Below are 17,353 nucleotides of genomic sequence, written 5' to 3'. Positions count from 1 at the left end.
CCTACTTCAGCGTGATCCGGATGCCCTGGAGCGCCTGCTTCACGAACCGGTCCGGCCCCGACGCGACGACCCCCACGCCACCCCTGCACACGGCCTTGGCGGGACGCCCGGGCCTGCCGGGCGCCGCCGACATCACGGCCGCGGGCCGGCAGTGCGGCGTCGGGATGAGCATCAGCGTCTCCCCCGCGCCCCCACCGAACCAGAGCTGCGGCCCGACGGGGACGCCCTGCACCGTCTCGCCGGGCGCGGCGAGCCTGGCCCCGCCCTTGGCCGACAGCACCACGTACCCGTCGCCGACCACCTTCCCGCGCAGCCCTTCCGCCACCGCCAGCCGCTGCTCGAACGTCAGCTCCCCCGGCTGGTCGTACATCGCCAGCCGCCAGCGTCCGAACGCGAACAGCAGCACCTGCGCGTTCGGGCCGCTGCCCGGCAGGCCCGACCACAGCGTGACGTTCGGCGTCAGCGACCTGATCGGCTGCCCGCCCCTGGTGATCTCGAACTCGCCCGCGTACGGCGCGACCAGGAAGCGATACTGGCCGCCCACCCACACCCCCTGGAAGGGCCGCGCGCCCAGCTCGTCGAGCGCCAGCGCGGCCGGGTAGCGCACCTCGGCCCGCACCCCGTGCGGGAAGACGACCTCGATCACCTCGTCGCCGCCCTTGCCCCTGGGCTTCGCGTGCAGCACGTTCGGCGGGTTGGCGACGGTGGTCAACGACGGGACGGGCGTGGGTGTGGGACGCGGCGCCGGCAACGCCTGCGGCTCGCGGCTGACGAGGATCCCGACGACGGGCACCGCCACCAGGGCGACCAGCACGGCGATCCCGGCCCACCGGCGCCGCCCGGACGTGCCGCTCTCGATGACGTCGAACTGATCACCCACGACGACCCCCGCCGGTCAGTACGGTTTGCGCCCTCGGGAGACAGTTCAGTTGAGCGGCGACCGCAAGCGCAACCCCTCGAACCTGGCGAAGTCCTTGTCGCAGGTCACGAATTCACAACCGTGCTCGATGACGAGCGCCGCGAGGTAGGCGTCGGGCACGAGGTTTCCGGCGACCCCGGCCTGCTCGCACAGCCGGGTGAAGATCTCCCAGTGCCTGTCTCCCCCGCTGACCACCACCGCGTGCGGCTGGTTCCGGTAGATGTCCGCGAACTTCAGGGCACGGTCGAGCGGATCGGGATCGACGTAGACCCGCCGGTTGGTCACGGTGCGGACGAAACCGTTGACGACGAAGTCGCTCACGGCGTAGCTCGAATCCCCTCGCACCATCTCCGTGACGAAGGCGTGGCATCGCTCGCGGTCAGGAGCTTCCGGCCGGAACGCGTTGATGAGGACGTTGATGTCAGCGAGGAGCATCGCGCCACACCCCCACCATCTCCTCGGTGTCGAGGTCGTAGACGATGTGCTCCAGCTTCACGCCGGCGTCGAGCAGTGCCTGCACCCGGGGCTGGCAGCCAGGCCTGGCGCTGGATGTCGGTAGCTCCACCAGGGGCCGGTCGGCCGCCTCCGTGGAGCGGTTGAGCAGTTGCCGCAAGGCATCCTCCATCACAGAAGTGAGACTGCGTCCGTTTCTCGCGGCGTACGCCTTGGCCTCGTTGAGGAGCGCTTCGTCGATCCGCACCGTGGTTCGTCGCATGACCCCAGCGTCAGCCGCTGACATAAAAATGTCAACAGCAGACTGTAGTCGATCGGTCACAATCTTTGCACGCTCTTTGCCGATCACCAACTCGCCACGTTCACCCTGCCGTCCGTGGCCAGCCGCACCTCCTGCCCCACCAGCTCCCGCGACTCCGCGTCGGCCATCAGGTCGTCCCGCAGGACGTGCGCGTGGGCCCGGCCGCCCTCCGGCAGGTCCACGACGAGGATGCCCTTCTCGGCGGCTCCGTCGCGGCCGTGGGCGACCGTGTAGCCGGCCACGACGGCGGGCCCCTCGTACGCCGCGACGATCGGCACCGGCTTCGCCGTGAACACCGGAGACGCGTCCCCCAGGGCGCCGCCCGGCTCCGTGGACCAGACGGCGTAGGTGTGCTTGGTCAGGTGCATGCCGACCCCCGTCACCAGCCCGTGGCCCGTCCGCGCGCGGAGCAGCCCCGCCATCGTCGCCGTCGAGTGGAGGACGTAGCCGCTGGCCGGTCCGCCCGCGTACGGCAGCCCGCCGGTGACCGTCAGGCCGCGCGGATCGAGCGGGTCGAGCGCGACGGCGTCGCAGGCCTGGCGGAGGGCGATGGCGAAGCAGCTGTAGACGTCCAGGGCGTGCATGTCGTCCAGGGCCAGCCAGGAGCGGGCGAACGCCGACTCGGCGGCCCTGGCGATGGCCCGCGAGGAGCCGAGCGCCGGACGGGCCGCCACCTCCCACGTGTCCTCCGCGTACGCCCAGCCGCGCAGGTAGACGCGCCGCTCCGCCGGGACGCCGAGCCGGTCGGCCAGCCCCGCGCTCACCAGGACCACGGCCGCCGCCTGGTCGACCTCCATCACGGCCACGGTGTTCCTGGTGTACGGCCAGCCGACGAACCGGTTGCCCGCCACCAGCTCCTCGGGCGTGCGCGGGGTGCGCCGCCAGGCGTGCGGGTTCGCGGCGGCCACCTCGGTCATCGGCGACATGATCCGCCCCCGGTCGGCCATCTCCTCGGCGATCGACATGCCGAGCGCCGCCCGCCGCGCCGTCTCCATGATCGCGTACGTGTGCACGGGGAGGAACAGCTCGTGCGCCAGCTCGGACGGGTGCGGCGGGCGGTCCCATCCGTACGGCGGCTTCGGGTCGGCCGGGTGGCTCCACGGCGCGTGCTCGCCTGCGTGGCGGTAGAACCGGCGCGTGGCCAGCGCCTCGGCCCCGGCGACGAGGGCGGAGTCGAGTTCCCCCGCCGCGATCCTGGCCGCGGCCTCGCCGATGAGGAGCTGCGGCGCCGTCCCGCCGACCCTGGAGTAGGCGCGGTGGCCGGGCGCGGCGCCGAGCCGGTCGGCGAGCCGCTCGACCGGGGCGTCGTACTGCCAGGAGTCGCTGTAGACGAGCTGGATCGAGTCGAGCCGTTCCACGGGCAACCGCGCGTCGCGAGCGGCCTCGCGGGCCACCCGCTCCCACAGGTCGAGGGGTTCCGGGCCGGGCTGGTCGCGCACGGTGAGCTGGGACGCCCCGACGAGGCAGGGGGTGCGTGGATCCATGCCACCAGTCAACCAGAACAACATTCGGTTGATAAGCGGAGGCGTCCGATAATTACTGTCACCAGTGTTGCCGAAGACATATTAGAACCGCTTCTACCTGCGGAAATGGCTATTCGACATACATGTGAATTTGCTATTTCTGTAACGGAATGGAACCGGGCCATGCTTTTTCACGTCGGCTCCTGGCCGGCCGGTTGCGCCATTCATTAGCGTTCCGATCGTTTTCCTGGCCCACCGGGGCGCCGTACCCCGCTCTGGGCCGCCGAGAACTGAGAGGAGCTCCATGTACTCCCGAGCAAGGCGCATCGCGATCCCCCTCGCCGGGCTCGTGGCCGTCGGCCTGGCGACCAGCACGGCCACCAGCACCGCCGCCAACGCGTCCGCACCCCCCGACGTCGTGTCGAAGGACGCGGCGACCCCCGCGCAGGAGGCCGTCCAGTTCTGGACGCCCGACCGCATCAAGCTGGCCACCGACCACGACACCGACGTCGCCGTCCGGTCCAGGGGCATCAAGGGAGTCGACTCCGCGCCCGACGGACCGCCCGGATCCGTCCCCCCGATCGGCGAGGAGAAGACCAAGGCCGTCAAGAGCAAGCAGGTCAACCTGCCCAACACGGTCGGGCGCGTGTTCTTCACGCTGCCAGGGGCCGACCCCCGCGACTCCAGGAGCTGGAGGTACTGCTCCGCCACCTCCGTGCAGGGCAGGTACCGCAACCTGGTGGCCACCACGGCCCACTGCGTCTACGACGTGAAGACCAACAGGTTCTACGACCACTGGATCTTCATCCCGTCGTACTGGGACGGCAACAACGTGTGGGAGGGCAAGGCCCCGTACGGCATCTACGCCGCCAGGACGTTCAACGCGCACGACGACTTCGCGGTCAAGGAGGACTACGACTACGACTACGCGTTCGTCAACGTCTACAACGGCATCAAGGTGCAGTGGGAGAAAGTCGGCGGCACGTGGAAGTTGACCAGGAAGAACGTCGGCCGGTTGGGTGACAACGTCGGCGGACAGGGCTTCACCTGGAACCGCAGCACCAAGGTGAACGTGTTCTCGTTCGGTTACCCGGCGGGCGAGCACCCCGACGGCGACAGGCCGTACACGGGCCGCACGATGAAATGGTGCTACGGCAGGACTGCGCCGATGCCCGAGGCGCCGAAGTACAACCTGCAGGAGCACTTCGGCGTCAAGTGCGGCTTCACCGCCGGCGCGAGCGGCGGCCCGTTCCTCTACAACTACAAGAGCGCGTCGCGCACCGGCTACCTGATCGGCGTCAACAGCGTCGCCTGGGACACCGACGGCAACGACCGCTACGACCACATCTCGTCGCCGTACTTCAACACCGACACCTACAAGGTCTACAAGACCGCCGCGAACCGGTGGACCGGCAACATGCCGTGACCCGTCCGTCCGTCAGGCCCCGGTCCCGCGGGATCGGGGCCTGCGCCGTTCTTCTGCCGTCACGGGACGAAGACCGGGCCCCCGAACGAGACGAGCTCGCAGGCGTTGGGGAAGGTCCGGTCGAAGCGGTGGTACGTGCCGTCCCAGAAGCCCGTGGCGGTCGCGCGGACGGGCGCGTACTCCATCGTGCAGGAGGCGTCCTCCTGACGAACGAGGTTCGCTGGATCGCCGCCCACCCGCTCGAGTTCGACGCACGCGGGTTCCTGCGAAGTGCGGGGGCAGGTCAGCATCGACTGCTTGTCCCCGACAGTGATCAAGAAAAATCTATGGCCCTTGTCCGCCTCCTGGAGACCCGGCGGCGGAGGCGTTCCCGCCTCGGCCGGAGAGGACGCGAAAGCCGTACAGGAAAGCACGGCGAGACAGAGAATTCGCTGCATGCGGGCAGCTTCTCTCGCCCTCTGACCTGCGACAACGACCGACACGACGCATCAGTGCCAAGTATCTGGACGGACCCCTTGACGACCCCCTTATGAGACACACTGCACTCTTGATCAGATAACGAATCTCCATCCGAGCTGCAATACAGTGAGTCAATCTGGAAAAATCCCCCCTTACGAGCCCAAAGAAAGGCATTTCATGATCCCCCCGGTCAGGCACCTGGTGGCGGCTGCCCTCAGCAGCGCGCTGCTGATGCTGCCTGCCTTCACCGGGGACGCGAACGCCACGACGACGAGCAGGGTCTACGCGGTCACCCTGGCCAAGTCCGCGGCCGACATGAAGAAGGTCGCCGAGTTCTGGAAGCCCGACCGGCTCAAGAAGGCCGACAGCTACACGCCGGCCACGCCCGGCTCCCAGGCCACCCCCACGTCCACGGCCGCCACATCCGCCACCACCGGACTGAACCAGATCGTCACGGTGAAGCGCCCGGCCGCCACGCCGAGCGTGGAACCCGCCCTGCCGCAGAAGAACACGGTCGCCAGGACCACCGGCAAGGTCTTCTTCCGCTTCGGCGACACGGAGTACTGGTGCTCGGCCAGCTCGGTCGCCGCCAGGAACCGCAGCGTCGTCGCCACCGCCGGGCACTGCGCCTTCGACCCGCGCCAGACCAAGGCGGCCGATTCCTGGATCTTCGTCCCTAACCCCGGACCCAACGGCGAGACGCCTGACGGCATCTACGTGGGCGCCTCGATCAGCATGCACGAGGACTGGCCCGGCAAGGGCGACTATGACTACGACTACGCCTTCGTGACCGTCCACCGCGGTTTCAAGTGGGTCGAAAAGGGCGGCCAGCTCGTCATGCAGGACGTCGGCAGGCTCCAGGACAACGTCGGCGGCCAGGGGCTGGCGCTCAACAAGAAGACCGGGAACCGGATCGCCGCCTTCGGCTATCCGGTGGGCCCCCAGCCCGACGGCACCCGTCCGTTCGACGGACGCACGCTCATGACCTGCTCGGGCAGCACCAGCCGCACCGTCGCCCCCGCCCGCGACCTGCAGTACGGCGTGCTGTTGCGGCCCTGCGACTTCAGCTCCGGAGCCAGCGGCGGCCCGTGGCTGATCGACTATCAGCCGGTGCAGCGCCTCGGGGACCTGAACGGGATCAACAGCCTGACCTGGAACATGGACGCCAAGGACCGCTACGACGGCGTGTCCTCGCCGTACTTCAACGCCGCCACCGGCGACGTCTACCGACACGCCGCGACACGGCCGACACCGGAAAATGTGACGTAACTAACACGAAACGCGACGGCCGTGCCCGTGATCAGGTCGAATGTCGATCTCGGTACGGTTACAGCCGGTGTATGGAACGTTGACACACTGATCCGAAAATTCCCATGACCAAAGTCAGCCCGATAGCGTCCAGAGCTGTCCATTGCTGAGTCCTGGGGTGCACGAGGCGCCCCGCGTCAGCGCAGGGAAGTCCTGGAGTTACCTTGAAGCGAATCCTTCTCCCCGCCGGCGGAGCCGTACTCGCGACCGGCCTGCTGGCTGCCGGCCTCGTCGGCTCCGCACAGGCCGCAGGCGACGTCGCCACCGACCCGATGGCCCGCAACACGCGTGACGCCGCGTCCGTCGCGTCCTTCTGGCTCGCCTCGAACGGCGCGGCCCTCCGCTCCGCCTCCGCCTACACGTGGGACTCCAACGAGGTGCGCAAGGTCGTCTCCAAGGGCGGCTACAGCCCCGACGGCCGTCCCGGCTCCACCGCCCCGACCGGCGAGGAGAAGGCCCCCTCGGGCAAGGTCCAGAACGTCAACCTGCCCAAGACCATCGGCAAGGTCTTCTTCGTCGACGGCAGCGGCAAGTTCCGCTGGTGCTCCGCCACCTCCATCCAGTCGAACTACCGCAACCTGGTCGCCACCGCCGGCCACTGCGTGTACGACACCGACAGCAACAAGGCGCTCCTGGACAACTGGGTGTTCGTGCCCGGCTACTACCAGGGCAGGGCTCCTTGGGGCATCTACGTGGGCAAGCAGGCCTTCACCCACTACGACTTCGACACCTACGAGGACTACGACCGCGACTACGCGTTCGTCACCGTCTACAACGGCATCGCCTTCAACGGCGTCAAGAAGGTCACCAAGAGCGAGTTCGACGGCTTCAGCGGCCCCAAGCGGGGCTGGGGTGGCAACTACTACATCCTGCAGTCCAAGGACGCGGGCCGTCTCGGCGACAACGTCGGCGGCCAGGGCTTCGCCTGGAACCAGCCCACCGGCAAGGCCGTCCGGGCCTTCGGTTACCCGGCCGCGCCCCACCCCGACGGCAACAAGCCGTACAGCGGCGTCACGCCGAAGAACTGCTACGGCACCACCACCGCGAAGGCCGTGGGCGCGCCCTGGCTCAAGATCGAGGAGCACATCGGCCTCAAGTGCGCCGTCACGCCCGGCTTCGACGGCGGCCCGTGGCTGAGCCAGTACAGCAACGGCAAGCGTCTCGGCTACGTGAGCGGTGTCACCAGCACCTTCGCGGACCAGGACGGCAACGACCGCATCGACTACATCACCTCGCCTTACTTCGACGGTGAGACGGCGGCGGTGTACAACGCGGCCAAGAACGTGTGGTCCGGCAAGATCGTCGGCCCGAACGGCGAGCTCTACAAGTAGCTACACCCGCGCATCAAGTAGCCACAGCTACACACAAGGGGCCCAGAACACACCACTGGGCCCCTTTCGCATGCACACCCTCCCCAGCCCTCTCCAGGGATGCCCCTTGCCCAGGAGAGCGCCCCGGAAAGGCATGGTCCTCGCCAGGGGGCGCTTCGCGCCTATCGAGCTCGGGCCGCGCTCATTGGGGCTCCGCCCCAAACCCCCAAGCGAGGGGCTCCCCGCCCCGGCCGATCGCAGTACACACAAGTTGCGCGTAGCCACTGCCGGGCTCTGCTTCGGGTACATCATGGGCTTGCCCCAGCCTGGTTCCTCCGGATGGGCGTGACCAAAGGACGCGTCTCTCAGATCGAACAAGGCAAGATCTCTGGCCAGGAAGTCCTGATCCGCTATGCGACAGCGCTCGGCGGTCGCCTGCACCAATCGATCTACTTCGACGATGGCAACATAGCTGTGATCGCCTGACCTCAGTAGCACACTCCCAGATGCAGATCGTCAACGCGGTCCAGTTGACGCGAACTAGGACTGTGACAGGACGTCCCACCTTCAACCTGACGGTGCCCAGAGCGGGCACGCCCCCGACCATGCGCTAGTCAGGGACGGCGGCCGATGAAGCACAAGAAGGCGGTCTGTGCGTCGGCGTCCTGTGGAGCCGGGACGCTCGGGTCGAACGCGCCGGTTGCCAGCAGTGCGGCGTGGTGTGGGAGAAGAGCGTGATGGGTGCGGGCGACCGCCTCCGGGTCCAGCGTCTCGTCGCCGCCGGTGGCGCGGGCCAGGTCCCAGGTGTGTCCAAGGAGTTCCAGGGCACCGATCACGTCGACGGCCTGTTCCACTGGCACGGGACCGAGCGGTCCGCCAGGCAGCGGGCGGGCGGCCAGGGCGGGGTTGCGCAGCATCGCGATCATGTCGTCGCGGCAGGCGGTGAACGCGGCTGCGAGGTCCGCGTCCGGATCCACGGCGGGGGCATCGCCCATAGGCGAGACGGCGACGCCGTGCGCGGCAGCAGGTCGGGCGCCGTGAACGGCTGCGAGGATGCCGCGATGCCCATTGATGACGTGCGCCACCACATCACGGGCCGTCCAGCCCTGGCAGGGGCTCGGCGCGTCCCAGTGCTCGTCGGTGGTCGCGTGGATCCGGGCCAGGAAGGCGTCAGCGAGTTGGGCGTAGCGGTCTGCGATTTCGGACATGAAGGGCTCCTGTCGTAAGGACCTGGCCGCTGCGGTCGGCACCGGCTTTGGCGAGATCGTCTTGCGTTATGGCTCGTCGTCGTCCAGGGCGTCGAGCAGGTCGTTCAGGCCGCGCAGGTTCTCCCGCCAGAACGACTCGTACGGATGGAGCCACTCCTGGACCTCGTACAACCCGGCCCCTTCCAGCCGGTACAACCGCTGCCGTCCCGCTTTGGTCTCGCTGACCATTCCGGCCTCGCGCAGTACCCGCAGGTGCTCCGAAAAGCTCGGACGGGCCATGGCGAAGTGCGAGGCCAGTTCGTTGACCGGCTGCGGGCCGGCCTCCCGCAGCAGACGCAGCACCTCACGGCGCACGGGGCTTGCCAGCGCCGCGAAAGCCTTGTCGGCATCTGTCTCGACTGCCTTCATCGGGTCAGCCGCCTATCGGGGCGAACACCGATGCGCGGAGACCCTTCGTCCAGCCCCTTCGTGAGGCGGACCGGCTAGGGATCTTGACGTGTTCGATGGCCACACCGAGCACTATACGTAGGAAATAACCTACCTGTCATATCGGCCAGATCATGGGTGCAGGTGGATTCGAGAACGATCCGCTCATCGGCTGAATCTCGGCCACCGAGGGGGACGCTGGTTCAGCGCATGGGCGCGTGCAGACGACGCCCGAAGCCGACCGATGTCGCGCAGTACTCCCTCGGACGCGGCTATCCGATCGAATCAGCACCGGGCCTAAAGCGGCGAAACAGAGCACATGGTGCAGGAGACGAGCCCTCCAGACGCGGCACGTCCCCGTTCCCGATGTCCAACAGGTCTGCTCGCTCAGCACCTGGGGCGACAGAGTGCCCGCGCACCACCTGCCGGGCGAGTTGCCGGCAGCCGACGTCGGGGACGACGCTTCTCCGTCCTCGCCCTCTGCGCGCTACCCGTCGTCCAGAGCGTGTAGCCGTACTCCTCGCATCCGTGCCTCGGAGGGGGCAAAGGCGATCACGTTCTGCCTGACGCAGGAGTAGTCCACGCCGACCACGCTTCCAGGGCGCCCGCCCGTCCCGGACAAAGACGACCAGCCACGTCGCCCACATGACCGCGAACAGTCCAGCCGCGGCTCCATGAACACGCGCCAATATCAGAGGTGCTCCTCTACATGACTAGACGCGATCACAGCGCCAACGGTGACGGCGATGGTTTGCGTGCGACGGCAGGCCCGAGATCGGTCGAGGAGATCACCTACCGGTTCTCCTGCATAGAGCGAGGCCAGCCGTACACGGTGCACTGCTTGACCGGTGCCGACGCAGGAATGACAGCGTGTCCCGAGACCTCGTCTCCAGCAGCGAGATCGACATCGAAGGCCCCACCGGGACGGGCGCGACTGTGGCCGGGGCCGCCACCGCCCCCCTTCCACCTTGACCACGCGTTGCGTAGCGCCGCCGCCACCAACCATGCACGGCACCGCCATCGACCCCGAAAGGTCAGCGACCCGACGAAGCGGTCAACGCATTCGCGGCCTCCGGCGTGGACTCCCATCGGGCACTGGAGCTCCCCGCAACGATGCCTATCTATAGGAGGGCCGGGAGGTCTCAACAAGAAGGGTCAGGAGCCCGCGACCTTGCGTGGCACAGCCGACCATCGATAGCGAGGGCCGGAGTGAGATCAACCGCGCCGGGCTGCCGATGATGTGGGCCACCTTCCGTCCGGACGACAACTCCTGCGCAAACGAGGCGAACACCACGTACTTCACCGACGGCCAAGCCAATGACGAAGCTCAATTCACGACCGCGGCACCGCTGTCGAAGCTGTGTTGCGGCACCGTCGCCCCCTTACGGCGAGGCCATGGCCCGACGCGCCTGCTGCCCGACCTACCGCTGGACCGCGTCGAACGCCAAGGCGGCTACTCGCCACCTTCTTCAAGAAGCTGTAGAAGAAGGTGGGCCCAAGGGGCATCCAGGTGAACATGGTCAGCTCAGGTCTGGACGCGACGGCGCTGTGGATAGGGGAGACGACGGCGTGGCCTGCGTGGCGGACAGGACGGCCGAAGGCGTAAACCTCGACGGCCGCGACGACCGAGGGCGTCGCCAACAAGGCCGCGCCCGACATACCGGCAGACCGCTTCTCCCAGCCCAGGAATGGGTGTTACTGCTGGTCAGCGACCGCCCGGCCAACGTCACCGACACCGACGGCGCCATGACCCCGACCCGTTGAGGCGCAGGACCGACGGCAAACAGTGCCCTCCAGGCACGGAATCGCACCCACAGATCCGAGCAGTGCTCAGGAACGAGAGCACCTAGAGAGGCCTTGGGACGGCCGGGAGAGCCTCCGCGAGGCCGGAAATCTGGGCGGATTACACCGAACCTGAAGATCACCTGTGAGGATTTGGCCAACTTAGACGGAGCAAGCCCCGATCTGGTTCCTGTGATCTGAATCACATTCAGCCAACCACTCTCCGCACATGCCCGCTAACGCCGCTTTCGTCCCATCCGCAACATCTTCGCCATACCCTGCGAAAACGTGGCCAAATGATCACAGCGCGCGATTGTCTCTGACTGGTAACAGAAGGGTCACACCGGTAGGGCGGACTACCAGATGGGGCAAGACGGCTTTTACCTGCGAAGATCGCCGCGCTATGTTCCTTGCTATCCCTTTACTGACGCATGGGACGCAAGTTGCGTCCCACGACAGACCAAGGAGCAGTTCCCTTGAAGCGCATCCTCATCCCCGCCGGTGGCGCCATCCTGGCTACCGGCCTTCTGGCTGCCGGCCTGGCCGGTACCGCCTCGGCCGCCAGCGACATCGCCACCGACCCGATGGCGAAGAGCGCGGCCGACGCCAAGGCGATCGCCGAGTTCTGGGCGGACACCAACGGCGCAGCCCTCAAGGCCGCCACCGAGTCGAACGTCTGGGACAAGTCGGACGTCACCAAGCTGCAGAGCAAGGGCGGCTACAGCGCCGACACCAAGCCCGGTAGCACTGCGCCGATCGGCGAGGAGAAGAAGACCTCCGCCAAGGTGCAGAACGTGAACCTGCCGAAGACCATCGGCAAGGTCTTCTTCGTCAACAGCAAGGGCGAGAAGAAGTGGTGCTCCGCCACTTCGATCCAGTCGAAGTACCACAACCTGGTCGCCACGGCCGGTCACTGTGTCTACGACACCGCCACCAACTCGGACACCATGTCCAAGTGGGTCTTCGTCCCGGGTTACTACCAGGGCCGGACCCCGTGGGGCATCTACGTGGGCAAGCAGGCCTTCACCCACTACGACTTCGACGTGTACGAGGACTACGACCGCGACTACGCGTTCGTGACCGTGTACAACGGCATCCAGCTCGGCGGTGGCTCCGCCAAGCAGGTCTCGAAGGCCGAGTGGGACAAGTTCCAGGGCATCAAGGACGCCAAGGACGTGGCGATCACTGAGGCCGAGTACCAGAAGTGCAAGGACCTCAACGGCGGCGAGACGCCGGACTGCTGGGCCAAGACCGACACCAAGATCGACAACGTCGGTCCGGACTACCCCGGTGCTGTCAAGGCCCTCACCGAGGTGAGCAAGGAGCAGTACGACAAGGCGCCGACCGGCAAGGTCAACGGCAGCCAGGCCCCCAAGGCCACTGTCACGGAGAACGTCACCGAGTCGCAGTACAAGGCCTACACCGGCCCTGGCTACCGCAAGATCGATGACAAGGGCAACTTCACGATCACCCACTACTTCATCAAGAACTGGGTGAAGAAGACCGACGTCAAGGGCTACTTCAAGACGGTCTTCACCATCGTCGAAGGTGCCGCCAAGGACGCCGGTCGCCTCGGCGACAACGTCGGCGGTCAGGGCTTCGCCTGGAACCAGCCCACCGGCAAGTACGTCCGCGTGTTCGGCTACCCGGCCGCGCCGCACCCCGACGGCCACAAGAACTACACCGGCATCACGCCGAAGTGGTGCTACGGCAAGACCACGAAGAAGCTGGTTGGTTCGGCCGCCAAGAAGATCGAGGAGCACGTTGCGCTCAAGTGCGCGATGACCGAGGGCGCCGACGGTGGCCCTTGGCTCCTCAAGTACAGCAACTCCAAGCGTCTCGGTTACGTGAACGGTGTCACGAGCACCTTCAACGACCAGGACGGCAACAGCCGCGTTGACTACATCTCCTCCCCGTACTTCGACGGTGAGACCAACACGGTGTACAAGGCCGCTGCGAACGTGTGGTCTGGCAAGATCCTCTAAGCAGTAGCTGTCGGCGACCGGCTCAACGCTGATCGTCACCCTGTTCGACCCGAAGGGCCCGGCATCGCCGGGCCCTTCGGCGTTCCCGGCCCGAATCTGAAGGCGTTTTGACGCACGGGACGCACAGACGGTGCCATCAAGGCGATGTGATCTGCGTCACACCAGCCGAGCGGCCTCAACTTGATCGACACTCGCGGCTCGACTGTCCCACTGACAACACGCTTATGTTGATCTGCAAAGACGCCGCCATGGCCGACCTCACCGGCATTCCGCGCTTCGCTTCCCTAAACATCACAGAACGATCACGCCCGGCTTATCGCATCTTTTCCCGCCAAAGCAGCTACCCGAGCTCAAGATCGACACTGTATGTTCTGGCTATCCCTTTACTGACGCATGGGACGCAAGAAGCGTTCCACGACAGCGCAAGGAGTTACCTTGAAGCGCATCCTCCTCCCCGCCGGTGGCGCCGTTCTGGCCACCGGTCTCCTGGCCGCCGGCCTCGCCGGTGCCGCCCAGGCCACCGACGACGTCAAGGACGCCGCTCTGGCGAAGAGCCAGGCCGACGCCGCTGCGATCGTCGACTTCTGGACCAAGTCCGACAACGCCGCCCTGAAGCAGGCCACGGCCTACTACTGGGACGACAAGGCTGTTGACAAGGTCGTCTCCAAGGGCGGCTACGTCGCGGACGGCAAGCCCGGTCAGTCCGAGCCCATCGGCGCTGAGAAGAAGGTCACGGTCAAGTCGCAGAACGTGAACCTGCCGAAGACCATCGGCAAGGTGTTCTTCGAGGACCGCTCCGGCAACCTGCGTTGGTGCTCGGGCACGTCGATCCAGTCGAAGTACCACAACCTGGTCGCCACGGCCGGTCACTGTGTCTACGACATCGACAAGAACCAGGAAATGGTCTCCCGCTGGGTGTTCGTCCCGGGTTACTACCAGGGCAACGCTCCTTGGGGCATCTACGTGGGTAAGCAGGCCTTCACCCACTACGACTTCAGCGTGTACGAGGACTTCGACCGCGACTACGCCTTCGTTACCGTTTACAACGGCATCGGCGGCCAGGCCAACGCGACGAAGAAGGTCTCCAAGACGGAGTACGACGCCTACGCGGGCAACAAGGACGCGAAGGACATCGAGATCTCCCAGGCGGAGTACCAGAAGTGCCGTGACCTCAACGGTGGCGACACCTCGGAGTGCTGGGCCGCCAAGCCTGGCAAGCTGGAGGAGCTCGTTGGTCCGGACTGGAAGGGCCCGAACGGCGAGAAGCCTGTCCGGGTGAAGCAGGAAGTCTCCCAGGCGCAGTACAACAACGCTCACTCCAACCAGGGTGACGAGACCAAGGGTAACGGCTCCCGCTTCGGCCTTCCCGTCGAGGAGCAGGTCACCAAGGCTCAGTACGACGCCTACCAGGGCCCGGGCTACAAGAAGATCGACGACAAGGGCAACTTCACCATCACCCACTACTTCCTGGGTTACTGGGTGAAGCAGACCGACGTCCAGAAGTACTTCCGTACGGAGTACTTCATCTACGGGCACGACCTGAAGAACGTCGGTCCGCTGGGTGACAACGTCGGCGGTCAGGGCTTCGCGTACAACCAGCCGACCGGCAAGTACGTCCGGACCTTCGGCTACCCCTACGCCAAGCACCCCGACGGCAGCAAGCCCTACTCCGGCGTTACGCCGAAGTGGTGCTACGGCAAGACCGGCTCCAAGGCCACCAAGGTCGCTGCCCTGAAGATCGAGGAGCACATCTCGCTGAAGTGCGCCGTCACCGGCGGCTACAACGGCGCCCCGTGGCTCCTCAAGTACAGCAACGCCAAGCGCCTCGGCTACGTCAACGGCGTGACCAGCGTTCTGTACGACACGGACAGCAACGACCGTTGGGACTACATGTCCTCGCCGTACTTCGACGGTGAGACCAACTCGGTCTACACCGCCGCGGCGAACGTGTGGTCGGGCAACATCACCCCGCTTCCCAGCAAGTAAGTCGGAGTGATTCCTGAGCCGGGGGTCCAAACCTCAGCTCAAAACTAGCTTCACCTGAAGGGCTCGGCATCCGCCGAGCCCTTCAGTATTTTCCAGGGAAATTTGAAAATTTCTGTTACCAGAGTGGCCAAAGGGTCGATAGGGTCTTTACACCCTTTTGTTAACGTTGTGGAGCCTTCCGTGAAGCGCCTGCTCATCCCCCTCGCCGCCGCCAGCCTGAGTGCAGCCGCCCTGACCCTGCCCGCCAACGCCGCCCCCAGCTGGGTGACCGACCCTCTCGCCCCCAAGCCCGCCGAGGCGTACAGCAACGCCTACTTCTGGCTCGACGCCAACGGAGCCGCACTCCGCAAGGCCACCCAGTACCACTGGGACGCCAAGCAGGTCTCCAAGATCGTCTCAACGGGGAGCAAGACCCCTGACGACGGCAAGCCCGGCATGACCGCCCCCACCACCGTCGCCGCCGCTCCCAAGTCCGGCAACGTCAACCTGCCGAAGACGATCGGCAAGGTCTTCTTCCTCGACAGCGCGGGCAACTACCGCTGGTGCTCGGCCACCTCGATCCAGTCCCGGCACCGCAACCTGGTCGCCACCGCGGGCCACTGTGTCTACGAGAACGGCAAGGACGTCTTCTCCAAGTGGGTCTTCGTGCCCGGCTACTACCAGGGCAGGGCCCCCTGGGGTGTCTACGCGGGCGCGTACGCGTTCACCACCTACGACCTCGACACCTACGACGACTACGACGGCGACTTCGCCTTCGTCGCGGTGCACAACGGCTTCACGCTCTCCCCTGAGAAGGCGGTCCCGAAGGCTGACTTCGACAAGTGGGCCGGCGACAAGTGGGCCAAGGACGTCCCCATCGACGCCGACGAGTACAAGAAGTGCGTGGACCTCCACGGTGGCGAGACCGCCGACTGCTGGGCCAAGCTCTCGACGATCACGGACGTCGTCGGCCCCGCCTATCTGGGCCCGAAGAAGCGGGCCTTCAAGGAAGTCTCCAAGGAGGAGTTCGACAAGGCCTCAAAGGGTGAGGGCAACGGCACCCAGGCCTCCGACAGGACGGTCGTCGACAACCTCACCAAGCCTGAGTACGACGCCTACAAGGGGCTCGGTTACCGGAAGATCGACGACAAGGGCAACTTCACGGTTACGCACTACTTCCTCCAGTACTGGGTGAAGGAGACCGCGAAGACCGACTACTTCAAGACCGTCTTCTACATCGGCATCGCCAAGGACTCCGGCCCGCTCGGGGACGCTGTCGGTGGTCAGGGCGTCTCCTGGAACCAGCCGATGGGCCAGAAGGTCACCGCGTTCGGCTACCCCGGCGACCCGCACCCCGACGGTGACAAGCCCTACACCGGCGTGACCCCCAAGTGGTGCTCCGGCAAGACCGGCACCAAGACGTACCAGGTCAACACCTTCAAGGTCGAGACCCACCAGGTGCTCAAGTGCTCGATGACCGGCGGCGCGGACGGCGGCCCCTGGCTGCTCAAGTATGACAACAACAAGCGCACCGGCTACGTCAACGGCGTGACCAGCATGTTCCACGACCAGGACGGCAACGGCCGGGTCGACTTCATCAGCTCGGCCTACTTCGACGGCGAGACCGCCGACGTCTACAACAAGGCGAACTACGCCGAGACCGGGAAGATCGTCGGCCCGAACGGCGAGATGCTCAAGTAGCCCAGGCCGATCTCCCCGGACGCAACACCCTGAGCCTGCTGACCTCCTGGAGCCTTACCAGGCCCCGATCGTTGGTCAGCAGGCTCGCGTCATGTTCCATCGCCGATGGCGCGATAAGCATGTCCGTACGCTGCCCGAACCGCGCTGAGGCATTGAGCATGGAATACGTCGTGAACCCGACCACGAAGAGTTTGCTGATGAGACCAGCGAGAGTGTCAGCCCGACGCTACTGCTCTGCGCAGTTCTTCGCTCTGGCCACCCCTGTCATGAGCTCTCCGAGCGTGATGACGGAGATACCGGGCGTGTATCCCTGGAGCTTGCGCAGGTCGGAGATTTCGCGTTCGATGTCCGCGACCACGCGGGTACCGGCCGCCCGTTAACGCTCTCGGACGACTTCGTCGATGTCGGCCGCGAATTCCGGATCCGCGCCGAACTGGTCGAACCACTGCACGAGCAGATGTCCCGTGGACTGATCAGGAAACACCGGTCGCCGGACCGACATCAGCACGGCCGCAGGACGCCCCCTTCGGGTGATGGCGATCTGTTCACCCGCCTCGACACGATCGATCAGCCGGGACAGGGTCCTGGCTGCTTCTGCGATCCCCACCGTTGCGGAATGGCCGGGGTCGGCCGGAAGAGCACCCATG

General features: G+C 66.2%; 16 protein-coding genes. 7 read left to right on the top strand and 9 right to left on the bottom strand.

Annotation, left to right across the window (positions count from 1 at the left end; all coding sequences use genetic code 11):
* Position 1 precedes the first annotated feature (1 nt).
* From ABT294_RS22975 to ABT294_RS22960, 4 genes are all read right to left on the bottom strand, one after another.
* A complete protein-coding gene (locus tag ABT294_RS22975; RefSeq protein WP_350808276.1) occupies positions 2-880 on the bottom strand; it encodes a hypothetical protein in 879 nt (292 codons plus the stop codon).
* Positions 881-925: 45 nt separating this feature from the next.
* Positions 926-1,354 carry a type II toxin-antitoxin system VapC family toxin gene (locus ABT294_RS22970; RefSeq protein WP_350808275.1) on the bottom strand — a complete coding sequence of 143 codons (429 nt, stop codon included), beginning with the start codon at positions 1,352-1,354 and terminating at the stop codon, positions 926-928.
* Positions 1,341-1,634: a DUF6364 family protein gene (locus ABT294_RS22965; RefSeq protein WP_350808274.1), complete on the bottom strand. Its 294-nt coding sequence runs from the start codon at positions 1,632-1,634 to the stop codon at positions 1,341-1,343. Before ABT294_RS22965 ends, ABT294_RS22970 begins: the two co-directional genes overlap by 14 nt.
* Positions 1,635-1,717: 83 nt before the next feature.
* On the bottom strand, positions 1,718-3,157 hold the full coding sequence (locus ABT294_RS22960) for a TLP1 C-terminal extension domain-containing protein (protein WP_350808273.1): 1,440 nt from the start codon (positions 3,155-3,157) through the stop codon (positions 1,718-1,720).
* A 283-nt stretch (positions 3,158-3,440) separates the two neighbouring features.
* Here ABT294_RS22960 and ABT294_RS22955 point away from each other — a divergent pair, with 283 nt between their 5' ends.
* On the top strand, positions 3,441-4,562 hold the full coding sequence (locus ABT294_RS22955) for a trypsin-like serine peptidase (RefSeq protein ID WP_350808272.1): 1,122 nt from the start codon (positions 3,441-3,443) through the stop codon (positions 4,560-4,562).
* A gap of 59 nt (positions 4,563-4,621) precedes the next feature.
* Here ABT294_RS22955 and ABT294_RS22950 read toward each other — a convergent pair whose 3' ends face one another.
* On the bottom strand, positions 4,622-4,879 hold the full coding sequence (locus tag ABT294_RS22950) for an SSI family serine proteinase inhibitor (protein WP_350808271.1): 258 nt from the start codon (positions 4,877-4,879) through the stop codon (positions 4,622-4,624).
* A 319-nt stretch (positions 4,880-5,198) separates the two neighbouring features.
* On the opposite strand from ABT294_RS22950, the gene ABT294_RS22945 reads away from it, so the two are divergent.
* The 3 genes from ABT294_RS22945 (at position 5,199) to ABT294_RS22935 (ending at position 8,125) form a co-directional block, all read left to right on the top strand.
* Positions 5,199-6,290, top strand: coding sequence for a trypsin-like serine peptidase (locus ABT294_RS22945; RefSeq protein WP_350808270.1), 1,092 nt, complete (start codon positions 5,199-5,201; stop codon positions 6,288-6,290).
* Between the two features lie 203 nt (positions 6,291-6,493).
* Complete coding sequence (locus ABT294_RS22940) at positions 6,494-7,660, top strand: trypsin-like serine peptidase (protein WP_350808269.1); 1,167 nt, start codon at positions 6,494-6,496, stop codon at positions 7,658-7,660.
* A 318-nt stretch (positions 7,661-7,978) separates the two neighbouring features.
* Entirely contained in the window at positions 7,979-8,125 is a 147-nt protein-coding gene (locus ABT294_RS22935) for a hypothetical protein (RefSeq protein ID WP_350808268.1), read from the top strand.
* Positions 8,126-8,253: 128 nt separating this feature from the next.
* On the opposite strand, the gene ABT294_RS22930 is transcribed toward ABT294_RS22935, so the two are convergent.
* Positions 8,254-8,847 carry a TIGR03086 family metal-binding protein gene (locus tag ABT294_RS22930; RefSeq protein WP_350808267.1) on the bottom strand — a complete coding sequence of 198 codons (594 nt, stop codon included), beginning with the start codon at positions 8,845-8,847 and terminating at the stop codon, positions 8,254-8,256.
* A gap of 66 nt (positions 8,848-8,913) precedes the next feature.
* Positions 8,914-9,255 carry an ArsR/SmtB family transcription factor gene (locus ABT294_RS22925; protein WP_350808266.1) on the bottom strand — a complete coding sequence of 114 codons (342 nt, stop codon included), beginning with the start codon at positions 9,253-9,255 and terminating at the stop codon, positions 8,914-8,916.
* Positions 9,256-11,531: 2,276 nt separating this feature from the next.
* On the opposite strand from ABT294_RS22925, the gene ABT294_RS22920 reads away from it, so the two are divergent.
* From ABT294_RS22920 to ABT294_RS22910, 3 genes are all read left to right on the top strand, one after another.
* Complete coding sequence (locus ABT294_RS22920; protein WP_350808265.1) at positions 11,532-13,040, top strand: trypsin-like serine peptidase; 1,509 nt, start codon at positions 11,532-11,534, stop codon at positions 13,038-13,040.
* Positions 13,041-13,475: 435 nt separating this feature from the next.
* Positions 13,476-15,026, top strand: coding sequence for a trypsin-like serine peptidase (locus ABT294_RS22915; RefSeq protein ID WP_350808264.1), 1,551 nt, complete (start codon positions 13,476-13,478; stop codon positions 15,024-15,026).
* 180 nt (positions 15,027-15,206) lie between these two features.
* A complete protein-coding gene (locus ABT294_RS22910) occupies positions 15,207-16,706 on the top strand; it encodes a trypsin-like serine peptidase (protein ID WP_350808263.1) in 1,500 nt (499 codons plus the stop codon).
* A gap of 226 nt (positions 16,707-16,932) precedes the next feature.
* On the opposite strand, the gene ABT294_RS22905 is transcribed toward ABT294_RS22910, so the two are convergent.
* Both ABT294_RS22905 and ABT294_RS22900 read right to left on the bottom strand, forming a co-directional pair.
* Positions 16,933-17,064: a PIN domain-containing protein gene (locus ABT294_RS22905; RefSeq protein WP_350808262.1), complete on the bottom strand. Its 132-nt coding sequence runs from the start codon at positions 17,062-17,064 to the stop codon at positions 16,933-16,935.
* Between the two features lie 18 nt (positions 17,065-17,082).
* Positions 17,083-17,352, bottom strand: a complete 270-nt coding sequence (locus tag ABT294_RS22900; RefSeq protein WP_350808475.1) for a type II toxin-antitoxin system Phd/YefM family antitoxin — start codon at positions 17,350-17,352, stop codon at positions 17,083-17,085.
* Position 17,353: the final 1 nt, after the last annotated feature.

Source organism: Nonomuraea sp. NPDC000554 (assembly GCF_040300065.1).
Classification (GTDB): Bacteria; Actinomycetota; Actinomycetes; order Streptosporangiales; family Streptosporangiaceae; genus Nonomuraea.
Note: the sequence above shows the minus strand (reverse complement) of the source record. Positions and strands in the feature narration are given on the sequence as shown.

Coding starts and splice junctions, on each gene's coding strand:
- ABT294_RS22970 (WP_350808275.1), bottom strand. CDS start 1,354: ATGCTCCTCGCTGACATCAACGTCCTCATCAACGCGTTCCGGCCGGAA.
- ABT294_RS22965 (WP_350808274.1), bottom strand. CDS start 1,634: ATGCGACGAACCACGGTGCGGATCGACGAAGCGCTCCTCAACGAGGCC.
- ABT294_RS22960 (WP_350808273.1), bottom strand. CDS start 3,157: ATGGATCCACGCACCCCCTGCCTCGTCGGGGCGTCCCAGCTCACCGTG.
- ABT294_RS22955 (WP_350808272.1), top strand. CDS start 3,441: ATGTACTCCCGAGCAAGGCGCATCGCGATCCCCCTCGCCGGGCTCGTG.
- ABT294_RS22945 (WP_350808270.1), top strand. CDS start 5,199: ATGATCCCCCCGGTCAGGCACCTGGTGGCGGCTGCCCTCAGCAGCGCG.
- ABT294_RS22935 (WP_350808268.1), top strand. CDS start 7,979: ATGGGCGTGACCAAAGGACGCGTCTCTCAGATCGAACAAGGCAAGATC.
- ABT294_RS22930 (WP_350808267.1), bottom strand. CDS start 8,847: ATGTCCGAAATCGCAGACCGCTACGCCCAACTCGCTGACGCCTTCCTG.
- ABT294_RS22925 (WP_350808266.1), bottom strand. CDS start 9,255: ATGAAGGCAGTCGAGACAGATGCCGACAAGGCTTTCGCGGCGCTGGCA.
- ABT294_RS22900 (WP_350808475.1), bottom strand. CDS start 17,352: ATGGGTGCTCTTCCGGCCGACCCCGGCCATTCCGCAACGGTGGGGATC.